The following is an 18,197-nucleotide window of genomic DNA, read 5'->3' on the forward strand; positions in this document are numbered from 1 at the left end:
GGGTATCTCGGTGACGTCACCGAGGCCGGATCGGCAAGGGGAGAGGTCATGACTGTTTCGAACATTTGGATTCTCGGCGGGTACCAATCCGACTTCGCACGAAACTTCACCCGTGAAGAACTCGATTTCGCGAACCTTGCCGAAGAGGTGGTGAACCACACGCTGGCCGCGGCGAAGGTTCCTGCCACCGACATCGAGGTGATTCACGTCGGTAATGCCTTCGGCCAGTTGTTTGCCGGCCAAGGTCAGCTGGGTGCGATGCCCGCCACCGTCCATCCGGATCTCTGGGGTGTGCCCTCGTCCAGACACGAGGCGGCATGCGCATCGGGCAGTATCGCGGTACTCGCCGCGATGGCAGACCTGCGTGCCGGGAATTACGACGCCGCTCTGGTGATGGGTATCGAACTGGAGAAGACAGTTCCAGGTGACGACGCAGCGGGTCATCTTGGTGCCGCAGCCTGGGTCGGACATGAAGGTCGGGAAGCAAAATTCATGTGGCCGTACATGTTCGATCGTGTGTCGAAGGAGTACGGGCGCCGTTACGGGATCGACGAATCTCACCTGCGCGCGATCTCGCAGATCAATTTCGCGAACGCGAAGAACAACCCCAACGCACAGACACGCGGTTGGTCGGTGCCCGATCTGCTCGGAAATGCGGGTGGTGACGACACCACCAATCCTGTTGTGGAAGGTGGTGTTCGACGATTCGATTGCAGTCAGGTGACCGACGGTGGTGCCGGGGTGGTGCTGGTGACGGACAAGTACCTTCGTGAGCACCCTGGTGCCGCGGCGACCCCTCTGGCTCAGATCGCGGGCTGGGGCCACCGCACCGTCGGTTTGGGCCTCGAACAGAAACTGGCGCGTGACGCGGAGAATCCCTACGTGATGCCACACGTTCGGGATGCGGTGATGGACGCCTTCTCTCGGGCCGGAGTCGATCTGACCGGGATAGACGGGATCGAAACACATGATTGTTTCACCGCGAGTGAGTATCTCGCGATCGACCACATCGGTCTGACGGCGCCTGGTGAGTCCTGGAAAGCCATCGAGAGTGGAGACATCGCCATGGGCGGCAAGCTGCCGATCAACCCGAGCGGTGGTCTGATCGGCGGCGGTCATCCGGTGGGTGCCAGCGGTGTCCGCATGCTTCTCGATGCGGCCCATCAGGTGACGGGAACGGCCGGCGGCTTCCAAGTCGAGGGCGCACACCGGTTTGCGACGCTCAACTTCGGCGGAAGTACGGCCACCACCGTCAGTTTTGTCGTCGACGCCGTTTCCTGAATTGCAGCCCAGTCTTTCCCCATCAGTTGAAAAGAGAAATCCATGGACGTCGAAATCGTAGGCAAGTTGTTGTCCACCCTTCCCGCCGATGACGATCACCCGTATCGCACCGGTCCGTGGCAACCGCAGACCACCGAGTTCAAAGCGGACAACCTCGAAGTTGTGTTCGGAGAGGTTCCGAAAGACCTCGACGGTGTCTACCTGCGAAATACCGAGAATCCGCTTCATCCCTCGATGAAGGCATATCACCCCTTCGACGGCGACGGCATGATTCACATCGTGGGCTTCCGCGACGGAGAGTCGTTCTACCGCAACCGATTCGTGCGTACGGACGGCTTGGCGGCCGAGCAGGATGCCGGCGCTGCGTTGTGGGCAGGGCTCGCCGAGTCTCCCAAACTCAGTCGCCCCGAGGGAGGCAAAGGTGCACGCACCCGGATGAAGGACGCGTCCAGCACCGACGTCGTGGTTCACCGGGGAACCGCTCTCACCAGCTTCTACCAGTGTGGGGATCTGTATCGCCTCGATCCGATGTCGGCGGAGACACTCGGAAAGGAAAGCTGGAACGGCAAGTTCCCCTTCGAATGGGGTGTGTCCGCGCACCCGAAGGTGGACGACAAAACCGGAGAAATGCTGTTCTTCAACTACAGCAAGGAAGCGCCGTACATGCATTACGGCGTCGTGGACTCGGCCAACGAGTTGGTCCACTACGTCGATGTCCCACTTCCCGGTCCGCGCTTGCCGCACGACATGGCCTTCACGGAGAACTACGCGATCCTCAACGATTGCCCCCTGTTCTGGGATCCGGTTCTGCTCGAGAAGGGCGCGCACGTCGCGAATTTCCATCCCGAAATCCCGCTGCGTCTCGGAGTCATCCCACGCCGCGGAAACACCGCTGACATCAAGTGGTTCGAGGCCGATCCGACCTACGTCCTGCACTTCGTGAACGCCTACGAAGAGGGTGACGAAATAGTTCTCGACGGTTTCTACCAAGGTGATCCGGAGCCGTCGGACAACGGCATGGGCAATCAATGGGAACGCGCCTTCCGCTTCCTCGCTCTCGATCGCATGCAGACCCGGCTGCACCGCTGGCGATTGAATCTGGTCACCGGAGCTACGCGTGAAGAGCAGCTCAGTGACTCGATCACCGAATTCGGCATGATGAACGGGAATTTCGCGGGCGAGAAATACCGATACGCATACGCAGCTTCGGGTAAGCCGTCGTGGTTCCTTTTCGACGGATTGGTCAAACACGACCTGCTGACGGGCAACGAGGAACGATTCTCCTTCGGTGACGGTGTGTACGGCAGCGAGACTTCGATGGCGCCGCGCGTGGGTGGTACCGCTGAAGACGACGGCTATCTCATCACGTTGACCACTGACATGAACGAGGACGCGTCCTTCTGCCTGATCTTCGACGCCGCCCGCGTCGGAGACGGTCCTCTGTGCAAACTTCGCCTTCCCGAAAGGATTTCGAGTGGTACGCACTCGACGTGGGCTCCGGGGGCCGAGCTCCGACGCTGGCAGAGTGCCGACACCGCAGCCGAAGCGGTCGGATTGTGACGGCCACGCCCGACTCAGGCTCCTGGGAGATCTTGCGGCAGGTGGTGATCGGCGCACGAGACCTGGAGAAGACCGGTCGGCAACTACGTGAAGCGCTGAATCTCGCTGCCGGATTCGCGGATCCGCTGCTCGAAGACATCGGTTTGGCCGACGAGACCCTGACCGTCGGGCCGCAAGCCTTTCTGGAGATCGTCGCACCGCTCGACGAGACTGTCTCGCTGGCGAGATGGATCCGAAAGGGCGGAGGGGAGGGCGGTTATGCACTCTCGATCCAGGTATCGAACATCGAGCCCTATCTGGAACGTGCAACTGCGGCCGATGTTCGGACAGTGGCCGATCTCGAGGCCTACGGTCACCGGATCGTCCAGCTCCATCCCGGTGATCTCGGACTGCTCGTAGAACTCGACGAGATTCCCGACGCCGACGAGTGGTTCTGGGATGAGACGGAGAAGGAGGTTTCGGTCGATCCATGGGTCGACGACATCCTCGGCGTCGACGTGTCCTCTCCCGATCCGGCCAAGACGGCGGCACTGTGGGGCGAGGTGTTCGGAAAGAAACCGGTTTCGACGCAAACACTCTCGATCACGCTGGGATCGCGCGTCGTGTCGTTCGTTCCGGGGGAGCGGTCGATGCTCAGTGCAATCGATCTGGCGGCGTCGAGCGGCGCGTCTGCCGTCGAGCCCGGTCTGAGTCTCGGCGGCGTCGAGTTCCGGATTCACCCACGCTGAGCTTGCCTTACATCGAACGACAGAAACCGGGGCCGATCGCTCGAAGCGGTCGGCCCCGATTTCTTGTCATGGACTCAGGCGAAGTCCTGCCGCAAGCGAGTCTTGAGAAGCTTTCCACTTGCGTTGCGTGGCAGCTCCTCGACGAACCGAACTGCACTGGGGCACTTGAAGTGAGCCAGCCGCTCGCGTGACCACTCGATGATCTCAGCTTCGGTGGCAGCAGAATCGCCGGCTCGAACGACCACCGCAATGGGAGTCTCACCCCATCGATCGGAGTGAACGCCGACCACTGCGACTTCCCGGATTCCAGGGTGCCCCGAGAGAACGCTCTCCACCTCGGCGGGATAGACGTTCTCACCGCCGGAGACGATCATGTCCTTGAGACGGTCGTGGAGGTAGAGGTAACCGTCCTCGTCGAACGATCCTCCGTCTCCAGTTCGGAGCCAGTCTCCGTCCAACATGGTGGCCGCCGTCGCTGCCTCGTTGCGCCAGTAGCGTTTCATGACGTGAGCGCCGCCGATGACGACCTCGCCGCGGCTACCGACCGGGACGTCCTCGAGCGTCACGGGATCGACGATGCGGATGGGTACGCCGAACATCGGCTGCCCGACGGACTTCAACCTATGCGCGGTCGACTCGTCGGTCGCCCGATGGTCTTCGGGCGTGAGCATGGTGACGCCGCCGGTTGACTCGGTGAGTCCGTATGCCTGCAGGAAACTACATCCGAATACCTTGGTCGCATCTTGCAACAGGGGCAGTGGCATCGGCGCGGCTCCGTAGACCAGGAACTGCAGGGCACTCCAATCTGCCTCGCGCACAGCAGGAAGGGAGGTCAGGACGCTGATCACCGCGGGAACGGCGACCGCATGCGTGACCTTGTACTCCTGCATCAGCGCGACGAGTTCGAGAGGCCCGGCGATGGTCTCGAGAAGTAGAGCGCCACCGCCGAGCGTCGTGACGAGGGCAAGACCGAGCCCCGCGACGTGAAAGAACGGAACCGGGCACATAGCCACGGAGTCGGTGTCGAGATCGAGCAGGTGATACATGGTGGCGAGGGCTCGGCCGAGGTTGGCGCCAGTGAGCTCGATTCCCTTGGGGTGACCGGTGGTTCCCGACGAGTAGAAAATCAGCGCTGTGTCGTCGGGACGGCGCGACGACCCTGGATCTTCGTCCCCGACACCGGACAGCCAGTCGTTCCACGAGACCGAGTTTCCGGCGCCGTCGACTGTGACGACGGTTCGGACGCTACCGACCGCCGCCGCGACGTCGGAGAGGCCCTCATCGCCTGCTCCGAGGACGACGACGGTCGGCTCGCTGTTGCTCAGGATGTAGTCGACCTCACCCGGTGCCAGCCGATTGTTGACGGCCGTCAGAATCGAGCCCATCTTCGAAGATCCGTACAAGGCGGAGAGGAAGGACGGTGCGTTGGCGCCGATGTACGCCACCCGGTCGCCGGGTCGAACACCATCGCGCAGAAGTGCGTTCGCCACTCGGTTGGCTTCGACGTCCAGCTCGCGAAAGCTGGTTCGACCGTCATCGGAGATGACGGCGGTGCTGTCCGGGCTCGCAATAGCCCGGCTGCGGAGTAGGTCTTCCAGATTCTGTACCGGACGTCCGTCGGGCAGGAGCGCGTTCACGGAAGGTTCACGGGCGGCGGGTTCACGGGTGGCAGTCGAATCTACGGCCGTCGGCTGAGTTGTCATGCTGAATGCTCCAATCTGAAGGGGGCAAAGACAGGGGGTTCGAAAATGCCGGCGGGAGCGGCGAGTACATGCTCGACGGCGCGTAGTGCCGGGCCTGCGGTGATGAACTGACCGGCTGTTGTGCGACTGTTCGGATCTCGCGGTTCGACCAGATTGACGGTCATCACGATCTCGGGTTTACCGAAAAGGTGGACTTCCCATTGGTCCCGTCCCGCGTATTCCTCGCGATCAGGTTCCATGGTCCAGATGATGGCGAGGGTGAGGAACTGCTTTCCGTCGACCATTGCGTGCCAGCGCCATTCGGTGGTTCCGACGGTTCCGGCCGCAATGCGTCCGGCAGCGACGTCGAGATCCGTACGCGCGGGAAGCGCCTTGTGATCAGAGACGACCTCGTCGTAGGTGACGCCCAGGCGCTCGCACATGAACGCGATGGTCTCGAGGTACAGCGACGCGTACAGCGAGGGCAACGGCCCGGTTCCGTCCAGTTCCTCCGGGGGCGAGCCCATTCCCATGACGGTGAACGCGAAGTCGGGGTCGGGCATGCCGCGAGCGTCGAGCACCTCGTCGATCGTGATTCGGTCGAGTTCGATCGATGTTCCCGTCAGAGCCAACGCCAATCGCTCGCCGATGACACCTGGGCTCACACCAACCCCGTAGAGCGTCGAATCGCCTTCCTTGCATGCTTGGGCGAACATGTGCTCGCGCTCGGTGCCGTGTGCGCGGGGGAAGTGCTGCCCGGCCGTCGTGATCACGTTGATCCCGGCTCGAAGCAGACGGCACAGATCGTCGTCGTGGCGTTCGTACGGAATCTGCAACCGCGGACTGTGGATGAGAACCTGTGGGCGCGAGCGGATGATCTCGTCCACGTCACGTGTAGCGATCACACCCGTCGGTGCGCGTCTGGCGATGTCACCGGCGTCTCGACCTGCCTTGGCGTCGCTGTAGACGTACAGGCCGACCAACTCGAGGTCGGGACGATCGATGATTCCGCGCAGCGCCGTCTTGCCGATGGCGCCGGTCGCCCACTGGGCAACACGAATCGGATCGCTCATGATCGGGTGGTCAGTTCGCCGGCGAAGAGGAGCTTGCCCAGTCCGCGTTCGTACCGAATCGGGTCGCGGGCCAGGCGCGCACGTGCGTCGATTGCCATGAAATCGGTGTCGCACGTCCACTCGCCGCGTTGCATGGCGGCGAGTCCGGTTGCCGCGATGTCGAGGGGGTTTTCCTTGTGGCCCTGCACATGTGACGCCATACGGGTGTCGACGCTGCCGACGATCAACGACGTGACGGTGATGCCGTGCGGTTCGAGTTCGGCGCGAGCGATTCCGCCGAGAGACAGAGCAGCCGCCTTGGCCGGTGAATAGCCACCCATGAAAGCGGTCGGAGCGATTGCGGCCACGGACAGGACGTTGACTATCGATCCTCCGCCACGGGCGGCGAGCACTGGCGCGAAGGCTCGGATCATCGTCAGAGGTCCGAAGTAGTTGACCTCCATCTCGGCGCGAGCGGCCTCTCGGTCGTCGGCCTCGATCAACCGATTCCCGGTGAACAGTCCGGCGTTGTTGACGACGACCGTGGTGTCACCGCACGCACTGGCCGCTGCGTCGACGAGTCCTGGATCGGTCACGTCGAGTTCGACGATGTGCACTCCCGTGGCTCGCAGCTCGGCCGGTGCCTCGTCGGGATTTCTCACCCCCGCATAGATTTTGGCTGCGCCCATCAACTTCGCCTGCTGGACGAAGGCCAACCCGAGGCCTCGATTGGCGCCGGTGACGAGGACGGTCGCACCCTCGACCGGAGTTCCGCGAAAGGTTGTCATGAGTTCTCCTGTGTCTGCCGGGTGTAGATGAGGTCGTCGGGAAATTTCTTGCTCTTCTTCAATGACGATTCGGGTGCGAGCATCCCGAAGATCCAGCCTTCGGTAGTGGCCATGTCGTGGTTCCAGTCCCACCGCAGTGCGCGGTGGCGGATTCCCCACCTGCCGTCCTCGAAGCCGAAGCGGTCGATCAAGCGCGCCGAGGTGAGTGTGTCGGCTATGCCGTCCGAGTGCTTGATTCGTGCGAATGCGAGCACGTAGGACTCGACCCGTGCGGTGTCCCCGTCGAGTTCGATCAAGACGTTGGTCAGGGCGTGGGTCGTCAGCGACCGCGGGTGCGTTATGGCCCCGGCGATGTGGTCGACGTACCCGTCGGCAGTGCCGGTGAAGACCCCGCCGTGGTCTTCGGTTGCGCCGGGTAGGTAGCACTGCCGGGCGTCCTCGACGTCGCCGCGATCTGCGGCTCGGAGGAAACGCGCCAGAACTTCGTAGATTTCCTGCTTGGCGACGAGGGCTTCGATCGGGCTGTACTCCCGAGTGCCCGGGCCCCCGCCGGTATCGACTGCGCGAATGTCGTTGGACCTCACGATGATGTCCCTTCTCGGCCCCGGAGCGGAGCCGCACGTTGACGGAGTGCCTCTGCTTACTGTAGTAATCTTTATCACACTGTTAATTGAAGTGTCACGAGGAGGTGAACCAATGCTTGGAACCACACCACCCGCACAACCCGCGAATGACCCGGTCGTACTCACGCTTTCCGGCGTATCGATCGAATTCGGCGGTGTCACCGCTCTCGACGACGTCGGCTTCGACGTCCGCGCCGGACAGATCTGCGGGCTCATCGGACCCAACGGCGCTGGTAAGACCACGCTGTTCAACTGCATCACAAGGATTTACGAGCCGAGCCGGGGCGTCATCACCTGGCAGGGAACCGATCTACTCGGGCTGCGCCCCTATGCGCTCGCCTCGGCCGGGATCGCTCGAACCTTCCAGAATCTCGCACTGTTCAGCGGCATGAGCGTCTTCGACAACACCATGGTCGGCGGGTCGTCTCGGGGTCGCTTCGGACTGGCGAGCGGGCTTCTCGGCTGGCCTCCAGCGCGCGCTCGAGTCCGAGAACTGCGAGAGAAGGCCTGGTATCTGCTCGAACGCCTCGAACTCGTCGACGTCGCGAACGCACCTGCGGCAGGCCTTCCGTTCGGAACACTCAAGCGCGTCGAACTGGCGCGAGCATTGATGTCCGAGCCGTCGCTACTCCTGCTGGACGAACCTGCCGGTGGGCTCACGCACAGTGAAGTCAAGGAACTGGGAGAACTGATCGTCTCCCTCCGCGACGATTTCGGCTTCGGTGCGCTTCTGGTCGAACACCACATGGGATTGGTGCTCGGGATCTCCGATCACGTTGTCGCCCTGAACTTCGGTCACAAGATTGCCGAGGGCACTCCGGCGCAGATCCAGCAGGATGACGCCGTGATCAACGCGTACCTGGGACGTGCCGCATGACGCTGTTGAAGGTCGACGATCTGCATGCCGGCTACGGGCGCGGCAATGTACTGCACGGGGTTTCGCTCGACGTGGAGCCTGGTGGGGTCGCTGTTGTTCTCGGTGCGAACGGCGCCGGAAAGACCACCATGATGCGTGCGCTGGCCGGGTTGATTCCGCATCAGGGAACGATCACCTTCAACGGTTCGCCGTTGGGGTCCAAACCGGAACGCGCCGTGGCTGCCGGCGTGAGCCTCGTCCCGCAAGGCCGCGGAACTCTCGGTCAACTGTCCGTCCGCGACAACCTGCTCGTCGGCGCTGCGTTGCGTAAGGACAAGGCGGAGATCGCAGCCGACATCGAGCGGTGGTGCGAGACGTTTCCGGTACTCGGTCGTCGCTCGACGCAATTGGCGGGCTCACTCTCGGGCGGCGAACAGCAGATGCTCGCGGTCGCACGCGCATTGATGAGCCGTCCCACACTGCTTCTGTGCGACGAACCCAGCCTGGGGCTGGCACCCATCGTCATCGCCGAATTGTTCGACACGCTCGGTGCGATCAACCGCAGCGACGGAACTGCACTGCTGATCGTGGAACAGAATGCCGACCTCGCAATGAAACTCGCGTCGAAGGTCTTCCTGCTCGACGTGGGCACCATCGTCGCTGCCGGAACGCCCGAGGAATTTCGTTCCGACGACGTCGTGCGCAGCGCTTACCTCGGGTACCAGGAGTAAACGGTGACACTCTTTCTCGAACGACTCATCTCCGGATTGACCAATGGGTCCATCTACGCAATTCTCGCCCTCGCACTGGTCGTGGTGTTCCGCGCCACCGGCACGATCAACTTCGCTCAGGGCGAGTTGGCCCTGTTCACGACCTTCGTGGCGTGGTGGCTCACGACGATGTCCTGGCCGATCTGGGGCGCGATCGGAGTGGCTCTCGCTCTCGGCTTCCTGCTCGGTGCATTGATGGAGCGCCTGCTGATCCGGCCGGTTCAGCGGAGAAGCGACATGGCCGTGCTGATCGTGGCACTGGGATTGTTCACCGGGCTCAACTCGTTGGCCGGAATGCTGTGGGGGAGCGATACGAAGATCATGCCGAGTCCGTTCCCCAACGGTCCGACCGATTACATCTCGGTGGGCGGTGCGCGTGTGTACGGCGACGCGCTGGGTGTACTCGTGGCGCTGGTTGTCCTACTTGTGTTGATGTCCTTGCTCTTTCGCAAGACCAGGGTTGGTCTGCACATGCGCGCTGTCGCGGACAACGCCGAATCGGCAACCCTCGCTGGAGTTCCGACCAGCCGGATACTCGCAATCGGTTGGGGTGTTGCGGCAGCGATCGGCGCACTGGCCGGTGTCCTGGTCACTCCGCTCTCGCCGCAACAACTCGGTCTCACGACCATGTTTCCGATCTTCATCGCAGCATCTGCGGCCGCACTGTTCGGAGGACTCGACAGTCTTGTCGGTGCCGTGGTCGGTGGGTTGACGATCGGTGTCCTCGAATCGATGCTCAGCGGCTACATTTCGGCCATCGGCGGTTCGCTTCAGCAGACATCTGCTCTGCTGATCATCGTGGTGATCCTCTTCGTCAGACCCAATGGACTGTTCGGTACCAAGAAACTGGAGCGAGTATGACGACGCTTGCCGAGAGAAATGAACCCGCCGTCGCCGAAAAGGCGGTCAGGCAGCCGCGTGTGGTGGTCGTCGGATCGACGTCGTACCGGTTACTCCAGATGGGTCTGTTGGTGGCAGCCGTCTGTGCTTTGCTTCTCGCTTCACAAAGTGCGCCGTTTCGCGTAGGGCAGTTCACGAGCGTCTTCATCATCGCGATTGCCATTGCGGGACTGAATATCGTCAGCGGATACACGGGACTGCTGTCGATCGGCCATTCTGCCTTCTTCGGCCTCGGCGCGTACACGACCGGCGTGCTGATCGTCGATCGCGGATACTCGCCGTTGACCACGATCCCGATGGCAGTCGTATTATGTTTTGTACTAGGGCTTCTCGTCGGTCTTCCGTCGTTGCGGATCAAGGGGCTGTATCTGGCTCTCGTGACACTCGCTGTCGCTGTGGCGTTTCCCGAAGTGATCCGCAAGACCGGCGATCTGACCGGTGGTGCTGCCGGAATGGTGGTTCGTGCAAATCTGCTGGTCCCGCCGAAATGGACTGGTTTGACTCGCGCGGACACATATCTGTGGATCTTCTGGGTGTCGGTCGTGACGCTGGCAATTGTCATGCTCCTGATTCGCAATCTCGTCAAGAGTCGATTCGGTCTGGCTATGGTCGCGGTGCGCGACAACGAGATTGCGGCGAGCGCAAACGGCATCAACGTCGCGCGGGTCAAGATTCTCGCTTTCGGGCTTTCCGGCGCGATCACCGGCCTGGGAGGTTCGCTGTTCACGATGTACATCGGCGCGCTCTCGCCGGAATCCTTCTCGCTGATGAAGTCGATCGAATTCATCACCGGGCTGGTATTGGGCGGAATCGCAACCCAATTCGGCCCGATCGTGGGAGCAACGGCAGTGGTGTTCCTGCCGTACTACACCGGAAGCGTCACCGACGGCCCGGTGTCGGGAGTGGTGTTCGGCGCGGTGCTGATCGCGATCGTGTTCTTGATGCCGGACGGAATCGTCGGCCGGATCAACAGCGTCCTACGACGATTCATCCTCGTGGTTCCCGCAGATCATCCCAAGTATCGCGAAGGCGAGCCTCGCACCTGAACAACATCTCCCTCGCCCACTCTCGTTTCTCTCAACTCACAGCAAGGAACTGGACGACATGAAAAGGCAGACCACGATTCCCGCAGTCATCGCCGCTGCGGCACTACTCCTTACGGCCTGCGGAGGTAGCTCCGATGCAGAGAGCAACACGTCGACATCAGCCGGTGCAGTCTCGGTCGACGACTGCAGCGATCCCAGCGGTGCCGCAGCGCCGATCACCGACAAACTGACGGTGGGATGGAGTGGGCCGACGTCCGGCCCGCTCGCCGACGCCGTCGGCAACGTGATCGAAGGAATGCGAGCACGGTTCGAGGTGGCGAACGCGGCCGGAGGTGTCGGCGGTGTCAAACTCGACGTGGTGGTCAAGGACGATGCCTTCTCTCCGGAACGGGCCAAAGCCAATGTCGGAGAGTTCATTCAGAAGGACAAGGTCGACGTTCTGGGCACGTTCGGAGCCGGCCAGTTGAACGCCATCGCGGACGATCAGACCACTGCCTGTGTGCCACTGCTGTTTGCGCAGGCAGGGATGCCGGAGTTCCGGGTCATCGAAGACTTCCCGTGGACAACGGAGTATCTCCCGGATCCGGGCATCGAGATGGAAGTAGTCGTCGAGAGCCTGAAGAAGAAGTATCCGGACGGCGCCAAGGTCGCATTGGCTACGAACCAGACCGAGTCTGGACAGGGAATCGCCAACGGCTTCAAGTCGGCGATCGAAGGAACCAACTTCGAGATCGCTGCCGAGGAGGCGTTGACCGACCCCAAGACGGCGGCATCCACCCTCAAGGCCAGTGGCGCCGAGGTGTTGGTGGTAGCTGGTGTCACCACTGACTGCCTCGCGATCACTCAGGCGATCGGACGTGTCGGATGGAAGCCCGACACCGTGATTCAGCCGTCGAACTGCGTCGACGGTGCGACGCTGTACGCGCCCGCCGGTGATGCTGCAGACGGGCAGCAGGTGATGGTGTGGCTCAAGGATCCCAATAACGCTCTCTACAAGGACGACGCGGCGGTACGTGACTACCTAGCGGGTGCAGCTGCTCACGGTGCCGATTCCCCGACCAACAGCTACACCGTGAACGGCTGGGCCATCGGTGACCTGTTGGTGGACAACTTCACTCGGGCGGCTGAGTCTTCAGACGGACTCTCTCGCGCCACCATCATGAGTGCCGCGCGTACGCAGGACTACCACCCGCCGATGTTCATCGACGGAATCAAGTTCACCATGACCGCCGATCATGCGCTGGGAATCCTGGCATTCCAGCCGTTCGAGTGGAATGCCGCTACCCAGGCGTTCGAGAAGCAGGGCGACGTGATCGACATTTCCGGCCGTTACGAGAACTGAAGCGAGTGCGCGCATGAACAAGACACACAGGGGATTGCATCCTCGTGGCAAGGTGGACGAATACACCTCGAAGGGGTGGTGGTCCGACGAGACGATCGATCAGGTGTTCCGGGCGCAGGTGCGGGCCCGCGGCGACGAACTCGCGGTAGTTGATCCGGCGAACCGGAGCGAGTTGTCCGGCGGAGATCCACGACGCCTCAGCTGGAATCAACTGGAGAGCGAAGTCATCGCGCTCGCTGCCCGCTTCTCCGAGGTGGGTTTGGGCCGGGGAGATGTTCTGGGCGTGCAGATGCCGAACACCGTCGAACTGGTCGAGGTTTATCTTGCAGCGTGGTCGCTGGGGATCGTGGTCTCACCCTTGCCGATGCAGTACCGCGAACGTGAAGTGGAAGGAATGGCAAACCAGGCGGCGTTTGCAGCATTTGTCACCGTACCCAGTTTCGGTGACAGACTCCCCGCTACGGAGATCGCTGCAATCAGATCCCGGATTCCTTCTCTGAGATCGGTGTTCGCCTACGCTCCCGCGTCCGAGCTTGCGGCTCAGCTTCCCGCCGGCGTCGTGGGACTGAGTCCTCGGGCTGCCACCGAAGCACAGCGCAGTGAACTGGTGGAACGAAACACCGAAGATCCCAACGACCCCAACGATGCGATGACGATCTGTTGGACCTCCGGGACCGAAAGCGAACCGAAGGGGGTCCCACGTTCGCACTACGAGTGGCTGGCCATCTGCTGGGCCACGATCGACGCTCCCGACATCGTCGTCGGCGACGTCTTGTTGAACCCGTTCCCGATGGTCAACATGGCCGGAATCAACGGAATGTTCCTGCCGTGGCTCCGCACGGGATGTGTACTGGTACAGCACCACCCGTTCGACCTTCGAGTGTTCCTCGGGCAGATCGAGGCCGAGCGAGTGACGTACACGGTAGCGCCGCCTGCGCTGTTGTGGATGCTGCTCGCCGACGAGTCGATGCTCGCGGCGGTCGACCTGTCGAGCTTGACTCGGATCGGTTCGGGTTCGGTGCCACTACAACCTCCGATGGTGCGGGGATGGCAGGAGCGATACGGAATCGGAGTCATCAACTTTTTCGGATCAAACGAAGGCATCAGTCTGCTCTCCTCGCCTGCGGACATGCCGGATCCGGACGACCGCGCACGATACTTCCCCCGCTTCGGTGTCGAAAACTTCCGTTGGAGCACCAGGATCTCGGACTGGATGGACGTGCGCTTGGTCGACGTGGTCACCGGCGAGGACATCACCGAAGTGGGGCACCCGGGTGAGTTGCGAATCAGTGGACCGACTGTCTTCGCCGGCTACCTCGGCGATCGACCGTCGCCGTTCGACGAACGCGGATTCCTCTGCACCGGAGATATCTTCGAGATCGCCGGTGATCAGGGGCAGTTCCTCCGCTACCTGGATCGAGGCAAGGATCTCGTGATCCGCGGCGGAATGAACATCGCCCCAGCCGAACTGGAGGGATTGATCGCCGAGCACCCGGCAGTTGCGGATGTGGCCGTCATCGGCGACCCCGACGAAGTGCTCGGTGAGCGTGTGGCGGCAGTGGTCACGCTGCGGCCCGAGACGGAACTCGAACTGGACGCTCTGGTCGCGTTCCTGAAGGACAAGCGCATCGCGTCGTACAAGCTTCCCGAACGGCTGGAGATTCGGAAAGAGTTGCCGCGCAATTCGACCGGAAAGATCCTCAAGCGTGAACTTCGACAGAAGAGTGTGGCATGAGTGTGATGAACGACAGTGAAAAACTTGCGCTGGCGCGTGAGATGTTCCAGGCCTGGGACGTCATGGATTGGACACGCGTCGTCGACCTGTTTGCCGAGGACGGTGTGCTCCACAGCGTGATGCAGGAACCGCTTGTCGGCAAAGAGGCCGTCGCGGGCCGAATTGCATTGCTGGCAAGCAAGTGTGAAAGGATCACCCTGAAGATCGAGTCTCTCGGCGTGATCGGCGGCAGGGTATTCGTGCAGAGAGTCGACGACTTCCACTTCGACGGTACCTACGGCGTCGTGCCTGTTGTCGGAATCCTCACCATGGCAGAAGGACGGATCACCGAGTGGCTCGAATACTACGACCGCCCGACACTGTTGAAGGGAATGGGTCTTGTCGACGATTTCGAGTAGCGGGATTTCGAGTAGCGGGACTTCGAAGAGAAGATTGCCGACTGTCGACATCTCCCTGGGTTTGTGGCAGGACCGTCCGCCGCGCGAGGTGACCGCCACTGCGCGTCTTGCCGACAAACTGGGGTTCGGCCGAGTGTGGGTGGGAGAGATGGCGACGTACGACGCATTTGCGCTGGCTACGTCGGTTGGCACCGGCTTCGAGCACTCCGAGTTGGTGGTCGGTCCGCTGGCAGTGACGGTTCGTGATCCGGCGATGATCGCGATCGGGGCGGCGTCGGTAGCGGACTTGACCGGGCGTCACGTGTCGATCGCGTTGGGAACGTCCAGCACTGTCGTGGTCGAAAAATGGCATGGGCGAAGTAGATCCGGGGCAGCGCGTGCGCTCGCGGAGTCCGCCCGCGGTGTGCGAGCGCTGATGAACGGCGAGCGCGGCGAAGTCGCCGGCACTGTGGTGCGCACCAGTGGATACCGACTGCGACTTCAGCCGCCGGGCGGCCGGTTGATCGTTGCGGCATTCGGAGACAAGGCGCTTCGGGCCGCCGTGGAGTTGGGTGACGAACTGGTGCTCAATCTGGTGAGCGCGGAGCAGGCCGGTCGTCTGATCGCGCGATGCAAGGAGATCGCGGCCGAGTTGAAAACGGGCATGCCCGTCGTGTCGGTGTGGGCACCGGCTGCTGTCGCCGAGCATGGACCGTCGCAGGTGTCGATCGATCAACTCAGACGTGGGCTTGTGCCGTATCTCGCTGCCCCCGGGTACTCGGACATGTTCGTCCGTGCCGGCTTCGCGGACGTGATCGAGGCAGCGAGGGCCGGGGCCGCGCCGCGAGTGCTCTTGAGTCAGGTCTCCGACGCCATGGTGGCGACGGTGGGAATAGTGGGAACAGCGGCCGACGCTCGCGCGCAACTCGAGGCGTACCGAGCGGCGGGCGTGGACACCGTTGTGGCCGTGCCGTCATCCACTGATTCGGACCCGGCCGGGCAAGTGACCATGGAACTTCTCGCCGAGATGGCATGACGAATCCTCGACGAACTTACTCTCAGGTAAGTTCGTCGGGGATATGTCGAATCGGAGGAGTTGCCGTGAGTGATCGTGTTCGTGTCGAGATAGTGCAGTCGGTGGCGTACGTGACGTTGAACCGGCCGGAGAAACTCAACGGTCTCGATCTGGACATGCTCGACGCGCTGGTGAATGCCGCTCGAACGATCGAGAGCGATCGTTCGATTCGGGGCGTAGTTCTGCAAGGCGCGGGTGACGCATTCTCTGCCGGATTGGATTTTGCTTCTGCCGGCAAGCAACCGAGGCGGATGGCAAGGGCCTTTGCGAAGTTTCCAGGTCAGAAGACCAACTTGTTTCAACGCGCGTGCTGGGTATGGCGCGAATTGCCCGTACCGGTCATCGCGATCGTTCACGGCCAATGTTTCGGCGGGGGACTGCAATTGGCGCTCGCCGCAGACTTTCGATTCGCCACCCCCGATTGCACGTTCTCGGTAATGGAGGCGAAGTGGGGATTGATTCCAGACATGACCGGGACGGTCACGACGCGCGAACTCGCGGCAATAGATGTCGTGAAACGCCTCGCCATGACGGCGGAACTGTTCGATGGAACTCAAGCTCTCGAGTGGGGTTTCGTGAGCGGAGTCAGCGACAACCCGATCAAGCCGGCGCAGGAACTGCTGTCGCAGATCATGACTCGCTCGCCGGACGCCGTCGCAGCAACGAAGACGTTGTTGCACAGGACCTGGAACCGATCGCCTCGCTGGGCATTTTGGATCGAATCACGGATCCAACTGGCTTTGATGAGGGGTAAAAATCACAAGATCGTGCGCACCGCGAACGGTGTGAAGAAGTTGCCGGAGTTCGCCATTCGAAAGTTCGGCTGACGAACTCCGGCATCGCGGCGCCGTGCGGCGTCCACGTCGAGGTCGATCACAGCATCAAATCTCGTCCCGATCGGTCTTTGATGAGCGTCGTGGCGACGAATGACACCGCTGCCAGCAAAGCGAGGTAGATCGAGATGGCCAGAGTGCCACCGGTCTTGCCGAGGAGCCACTGCGCGACGGTGGGTGCGAAGGCGCCGCCGAAGATGGTTCCGACGGCGTAGGAGATCGACGCGCCGCTGTAGCGGATCGAGGCCGGGAACAGCTCGGCGAACAACGCCGGTTGGGGTCCGTACGAAAGCCCGAGTCCAACCGAGAAGAGAATCATCGCCACATAGATCCAGCCGAGATTTCCGGTGTCGATGAGGAGGAAGAACGGCACCGCGAACAGGACCATCGCGAGGTTGCCCACGTTCATTACCGTGGTGCGGCCGCGTCGGTCCGACCAGTAGGCGCCGATCATGGTGAACACACCCCATGTGACGGCACTGGCGAGCGTGGCAATCAGTAGTTCCGTCTTACCCAGACCGTACGTCTTGGTTGCGTACGCGACGATGAATCCACCGATCACCATGTAGCCGTTGCCGTTTGTGCCGATGAAGGACAGGGCTGCGAGTACGACCTGCTTCGGGTGCTTCTTGAACAGCGTGCGGATAGGCGTATTGCTCTCGGAGCGGCGTTCCTTGAGTTCGGCGAATACGGGTGACTCGCTGACCCGGCTTCGGATGTAGAAGCCGACGCCGATCAACACGACGCTGAGCAGGAACGGCACTCGCCATCCCCAGGTGGTGAACTGTTCTTCCGTGAGGGTGAACGTGCACAGTGCCAAAACACCGGTGGCGAGCAACATTCCGAGCGGTACACCCATCTGGACGAATGCTCCGAAGAATCCTCGGCGTTTGGTGGGTGCGTGTTCGACGGCAAGTAGAGCGGCCCCGCCCCATTCGCCGCCCGTCGAGAATCCCTGCACGATTCGGAGAAGTATCAGCAGGATCGGCGCCCAGATTCCGATGGAGGCATACGTCGGCAGCACGCCGATCAGGACCGTCGCGGCGCCCATCATTGCCAGAGTTGCCACCAGCACGCGCTTTCGGCCGAGTCGATCACCGAGATAGCCGGCGACGATGGCGCCGAGTGGACGGAAGACGAAGCTGATGCCGACCGTGACGTAGGAGACGATCTGGCCTGCCGAGCCCATCGGCTTGAAGAACAGGTCGGCAAAGATCAGCGCTGCGGCTTGGGCGTAGATGAAGAAGTCGTACCACTCGACGGTGGTGCCGACCATCGACGCCATCGCGGCGCGGTCGTACTCCTTCGCGGCGGGTTTGGTGCCAGTTCTGGTTGTGGTCATCGAGCTACTTTCTGCCATTCACGTGTTCCACCGAGGAGGTGAACTGCGAAGTCGGAACAGGGGAGAAATACTGTTCGATCTGCGACGTTGCCGGTGTGCTCGATGCATGCTTTTGGCTGATTCGGAGCGTTCCTGCGCGATCCCATTGTCGATATCGGCAACCGAATGATCGGTAGGTAATGAATTATGCAGAAGTGTGAGCGTCAG

At 61.9% G+C, this 18,197-nt stretch carries 17 protein-coding genes; 12 read left to right on the forward strand and 5 right to left on the reverse strand.

Annotation, left to right across the window (positions count from 1 at the left end; genetic code table 11):
- Positions 1-48 precede the first annotated feature (48 nt).
- Genes ACFWAD_RS10445 through ACFWAD_RS10455 form a run of 3 tightly spaced genes read left to right on the forward strand, consistent with a single transcriptional unit; the run spans position 49 to position 3,569 of the window.
- A complete protein-coding gene (locus tag ACFWAD_RS10445; RefSeq protein WP_378532779.1) occupies positions 49-1,281 on the forward strand; it encodes an acetyl-CoA acetyltransferase in 1,233 nt (410 codons plus the stop codon).
- Between the two features lie 42 nt (positions 1,282-1,323).
- Positions 1,324-2,841: a carotenoid oxygenase family protein gene (locus tag ACFWAD_RS10450; RefSeq protein ID WP_378532475.1), complete on the forward strand. Its 1,518-nt coding sequence runs from the start codon at positions 1,324-1,326 to the stop codon at positions 2,839-2,841.
- Positions 2,838-3,569 (forward strand): hypothetical protein, encoded by a 732-nt coding sequence (locus tag ACFWAD_RS10455; RefSeq protein WP_378532477.1) that lies wholly within the window; start codon positions 2,838-2,840, stop codon positions 3,567-3,569. Before ACFWAD_RS10450 ends, ACFWAD_RS10455 begins: the two co-directional genes overlap by 4 nt.
- 74 nt (positions 3,570-3,643) lie before the next feature.
- On the opposite strand, the gene ACFWAD_RS10460 is transcribed toward ACFWAD_RS10455, so the two are convergent.
- The 4 genes from ACFWAD_RS10460 to ACFWAD_RS10475 are packed head-to-tail and all read right to left on the reverse strand — an operon-like array spanning position 3,644 to position 7,675.
- Positions 3,644-5,272 carry a long-chain-fatty-acid--CoA ligase gene (locus ACFWAD_RS10460; RefSeq protein WP_378543378.1) on the reverse strand — a complete coding sequence of 543 codons (1,629 nt, stop codon included), beginning with the start codon at positions 5,270-5,272 and terminating at the stop codon, positions 3,644-3,646.
- Complete coding sequence (locus ACFWAD_RS10465; protein ID WP_378543381.1) at positions 5,269-6,324, reverse strand: dihydrodipicolinate reductase; 1,056 nt, start codon at positions 6,322-6,324, stop codon at positions 5,269-5,271. Before ACFWAD_RS10465 ends, ACFWAD_RS10460 begins: the two co-directional genes overlap by 4 nt.
- Positions 6,321-7,091 (reverse strand): SDR family oxidoreductase, encoded by a 771-nt coding sequence (locus ACFWAD_RS10470; protein WP_378543384.1) that lies wholly within the window; start codon positions 7,089-7,091, stop codon positions 6,321-6,323. Before ACFWAD_RS10470 ends, ACFWAD_RS10465 begins: the two co-directional genes overlap by 4 nt.
- Positions 7,088-7,675, reverse strand: a complete 588-nt coding sequence (locus ACFWAD_RS10475) for a nuclear transport factor 2 family protein (RefSeq protein ID WP_378543387.1) — start codon at positions 7,673-7,675, stop codon at positions 7,088-7,090. Before ACFWAD_RS10475 ends, ACFWAD_RS10470 begins: the two co-directional genes overlap by 4 nt.
- 112 nt (positions 7,676-7,787) lie before the next feature.
- Between ACFWAD_RS10475 and ACFWAD_RS10480 the strand changes: the two genes are divergently transcribed.
- The 9 genes from ACFWAD_RS10480 to ACFWAD_RS10520 all read left to right on the forward strand — a co-directional run bounded on the left by ACFWAD_RS10480 (position 7,788) and on the right by ACFWAD_RS10520 (position 16,642).
- Positions 7,788-8,591 (forward strand): ABC transporter ATP-binding protein, encoded by an 804-nt coding sequence (locus ACFWAD_RS10480; RefSeq protein ID WP_378532487.1) that lies wholly within the window; start codon positions 7,788-7,790, stop codon positions 8,589-8,591.
- The gene (locus ACFWAD_RS10485; RefSeq protein ID WP_378446353.1) at positions 8,588-9,301 is read left to right on the forward strand and encodes an ABC transporter ATP-binding protein; all 714 of its coding nucleotides are present in this window, start codon (positions 8,588-8,590) and stop codon (positions 9,299-9,301) included. Before ACFWAD_RS10480 ends, ACFWAD_RS10485 begins: the two co-directional genes overlap by 4 nt.
- Before the next feature lie 3 nt (positions 9,302-9,304).
- Entirely contained in the window at positions 9,305-10,201 is an 897-nt protein-coding gene (locus ACFWAD_RS10490; protein ID WP_378543389.1) for a branched-chain amino acid ABC transporter permease, read from the forward strand.
- A complete protein-coding gene (locus tag ACFWAD_RS10495; RefSeq protein WP_378543392.1) occupies positions 10,198-11,286 on the forward strand; it encodes a branched-chain amino acid ABC transporter permease in 1,089 nt (362 codons plus the stop codon). Before ACFWAD_RS10490 ends, ACFWAD_RS10495 begins: the two co-directional genes overlap by 4 nt.
- 58 nt (positions 11,287-11,344) lie before the next feature.
- Entirely contained in the window at positions 11,345-12,628 is a 1,284-nt protein-coding gene (locus tag ACFWAD_RS10500) for an ABC transporter substrate-binding protein (RefSeq protein WP_378543395.1), read from the forward strand.
- Positions 12,629-12,641: 13 nt separating this feature from the next.
- A complete protein-coding gene (locus tag ACFWAD_RS10505) occupies positions 12,642-14,363 on the forward strand; it encodes a class I adenylate-forming enzyme family protein (protein ID WP_378543398.1) in 1,722 nt (573 codons plus the stop codon).
- Entirely contained in the window at positions 14,360-14,761 is a 402-nt protein-coding gene (locus ACFWAD_RS10510) for a nuclear transport factor 2 family protein (RefSeq protein WP_378543401.1), read from the forward strand. Before ACFWAD_RS10505 ends, ACFWAD_RS10510 begins: the two co-directional genes overlap by 4 nt.
- Positions 14,762-14,795: 34 nt before the next feature.
- Positions 14,796-15,776, forward strand: coding sequence for an LLM class F420-dependent oxidoreductase (locus tag ACFWAD_RS10515; RefSeq protein WP_378543404.1), 981 nt, complete (start codon positions 14,796-14,798; stop codon positions 15,774-15,776).
- 65 nt (positions 15,777-15,841) lie between these two features.
- On the forward strand, positions 15,842-16,642 hold the full coding sequence (locus tag ACFWAD_RS10520) for a crotonase/enoyl-CoA hydratase family protein (protein WP_378543407.1): 801 nt from the start codon (positions 15,842-15,844) through the stop codon (positions 16,640-16,642).
- A 46-nt stretch (positions 16,643-16,688) separates the two neighbouring features.
- Here the strand turns inward: ACFWAD_RS10520 and ACFWAD_RS10525 are convergent, their stop codons facing one another.
- Positions 16,689-17,990 carry an MFS transporter gene (locus tag ACFWAD_RS10525; protein ID WP_378532501.1) on the reverse strand — a complete coding sequence of 434 codons (1,302 nt, stop codon included), beginning with the start codon at positions 17,988-17,990 and terminating at the stop codon, positions 16,689-16,691.
- Positions 17,991-18,197: the final 207 nt, after the last annotated feature.

Origin of the sequence: Rhodococcus sp. NPDC059969, assembly GCF_042738325.1 — a bacterium.
In the GTDB taxonomy this organism is placed as follows: domain Bacteria; phylum Actinomycetota; class Actinomycetes; order Mycobacteriales; family Mycobacteriaceae; genus Rhodococcus_F.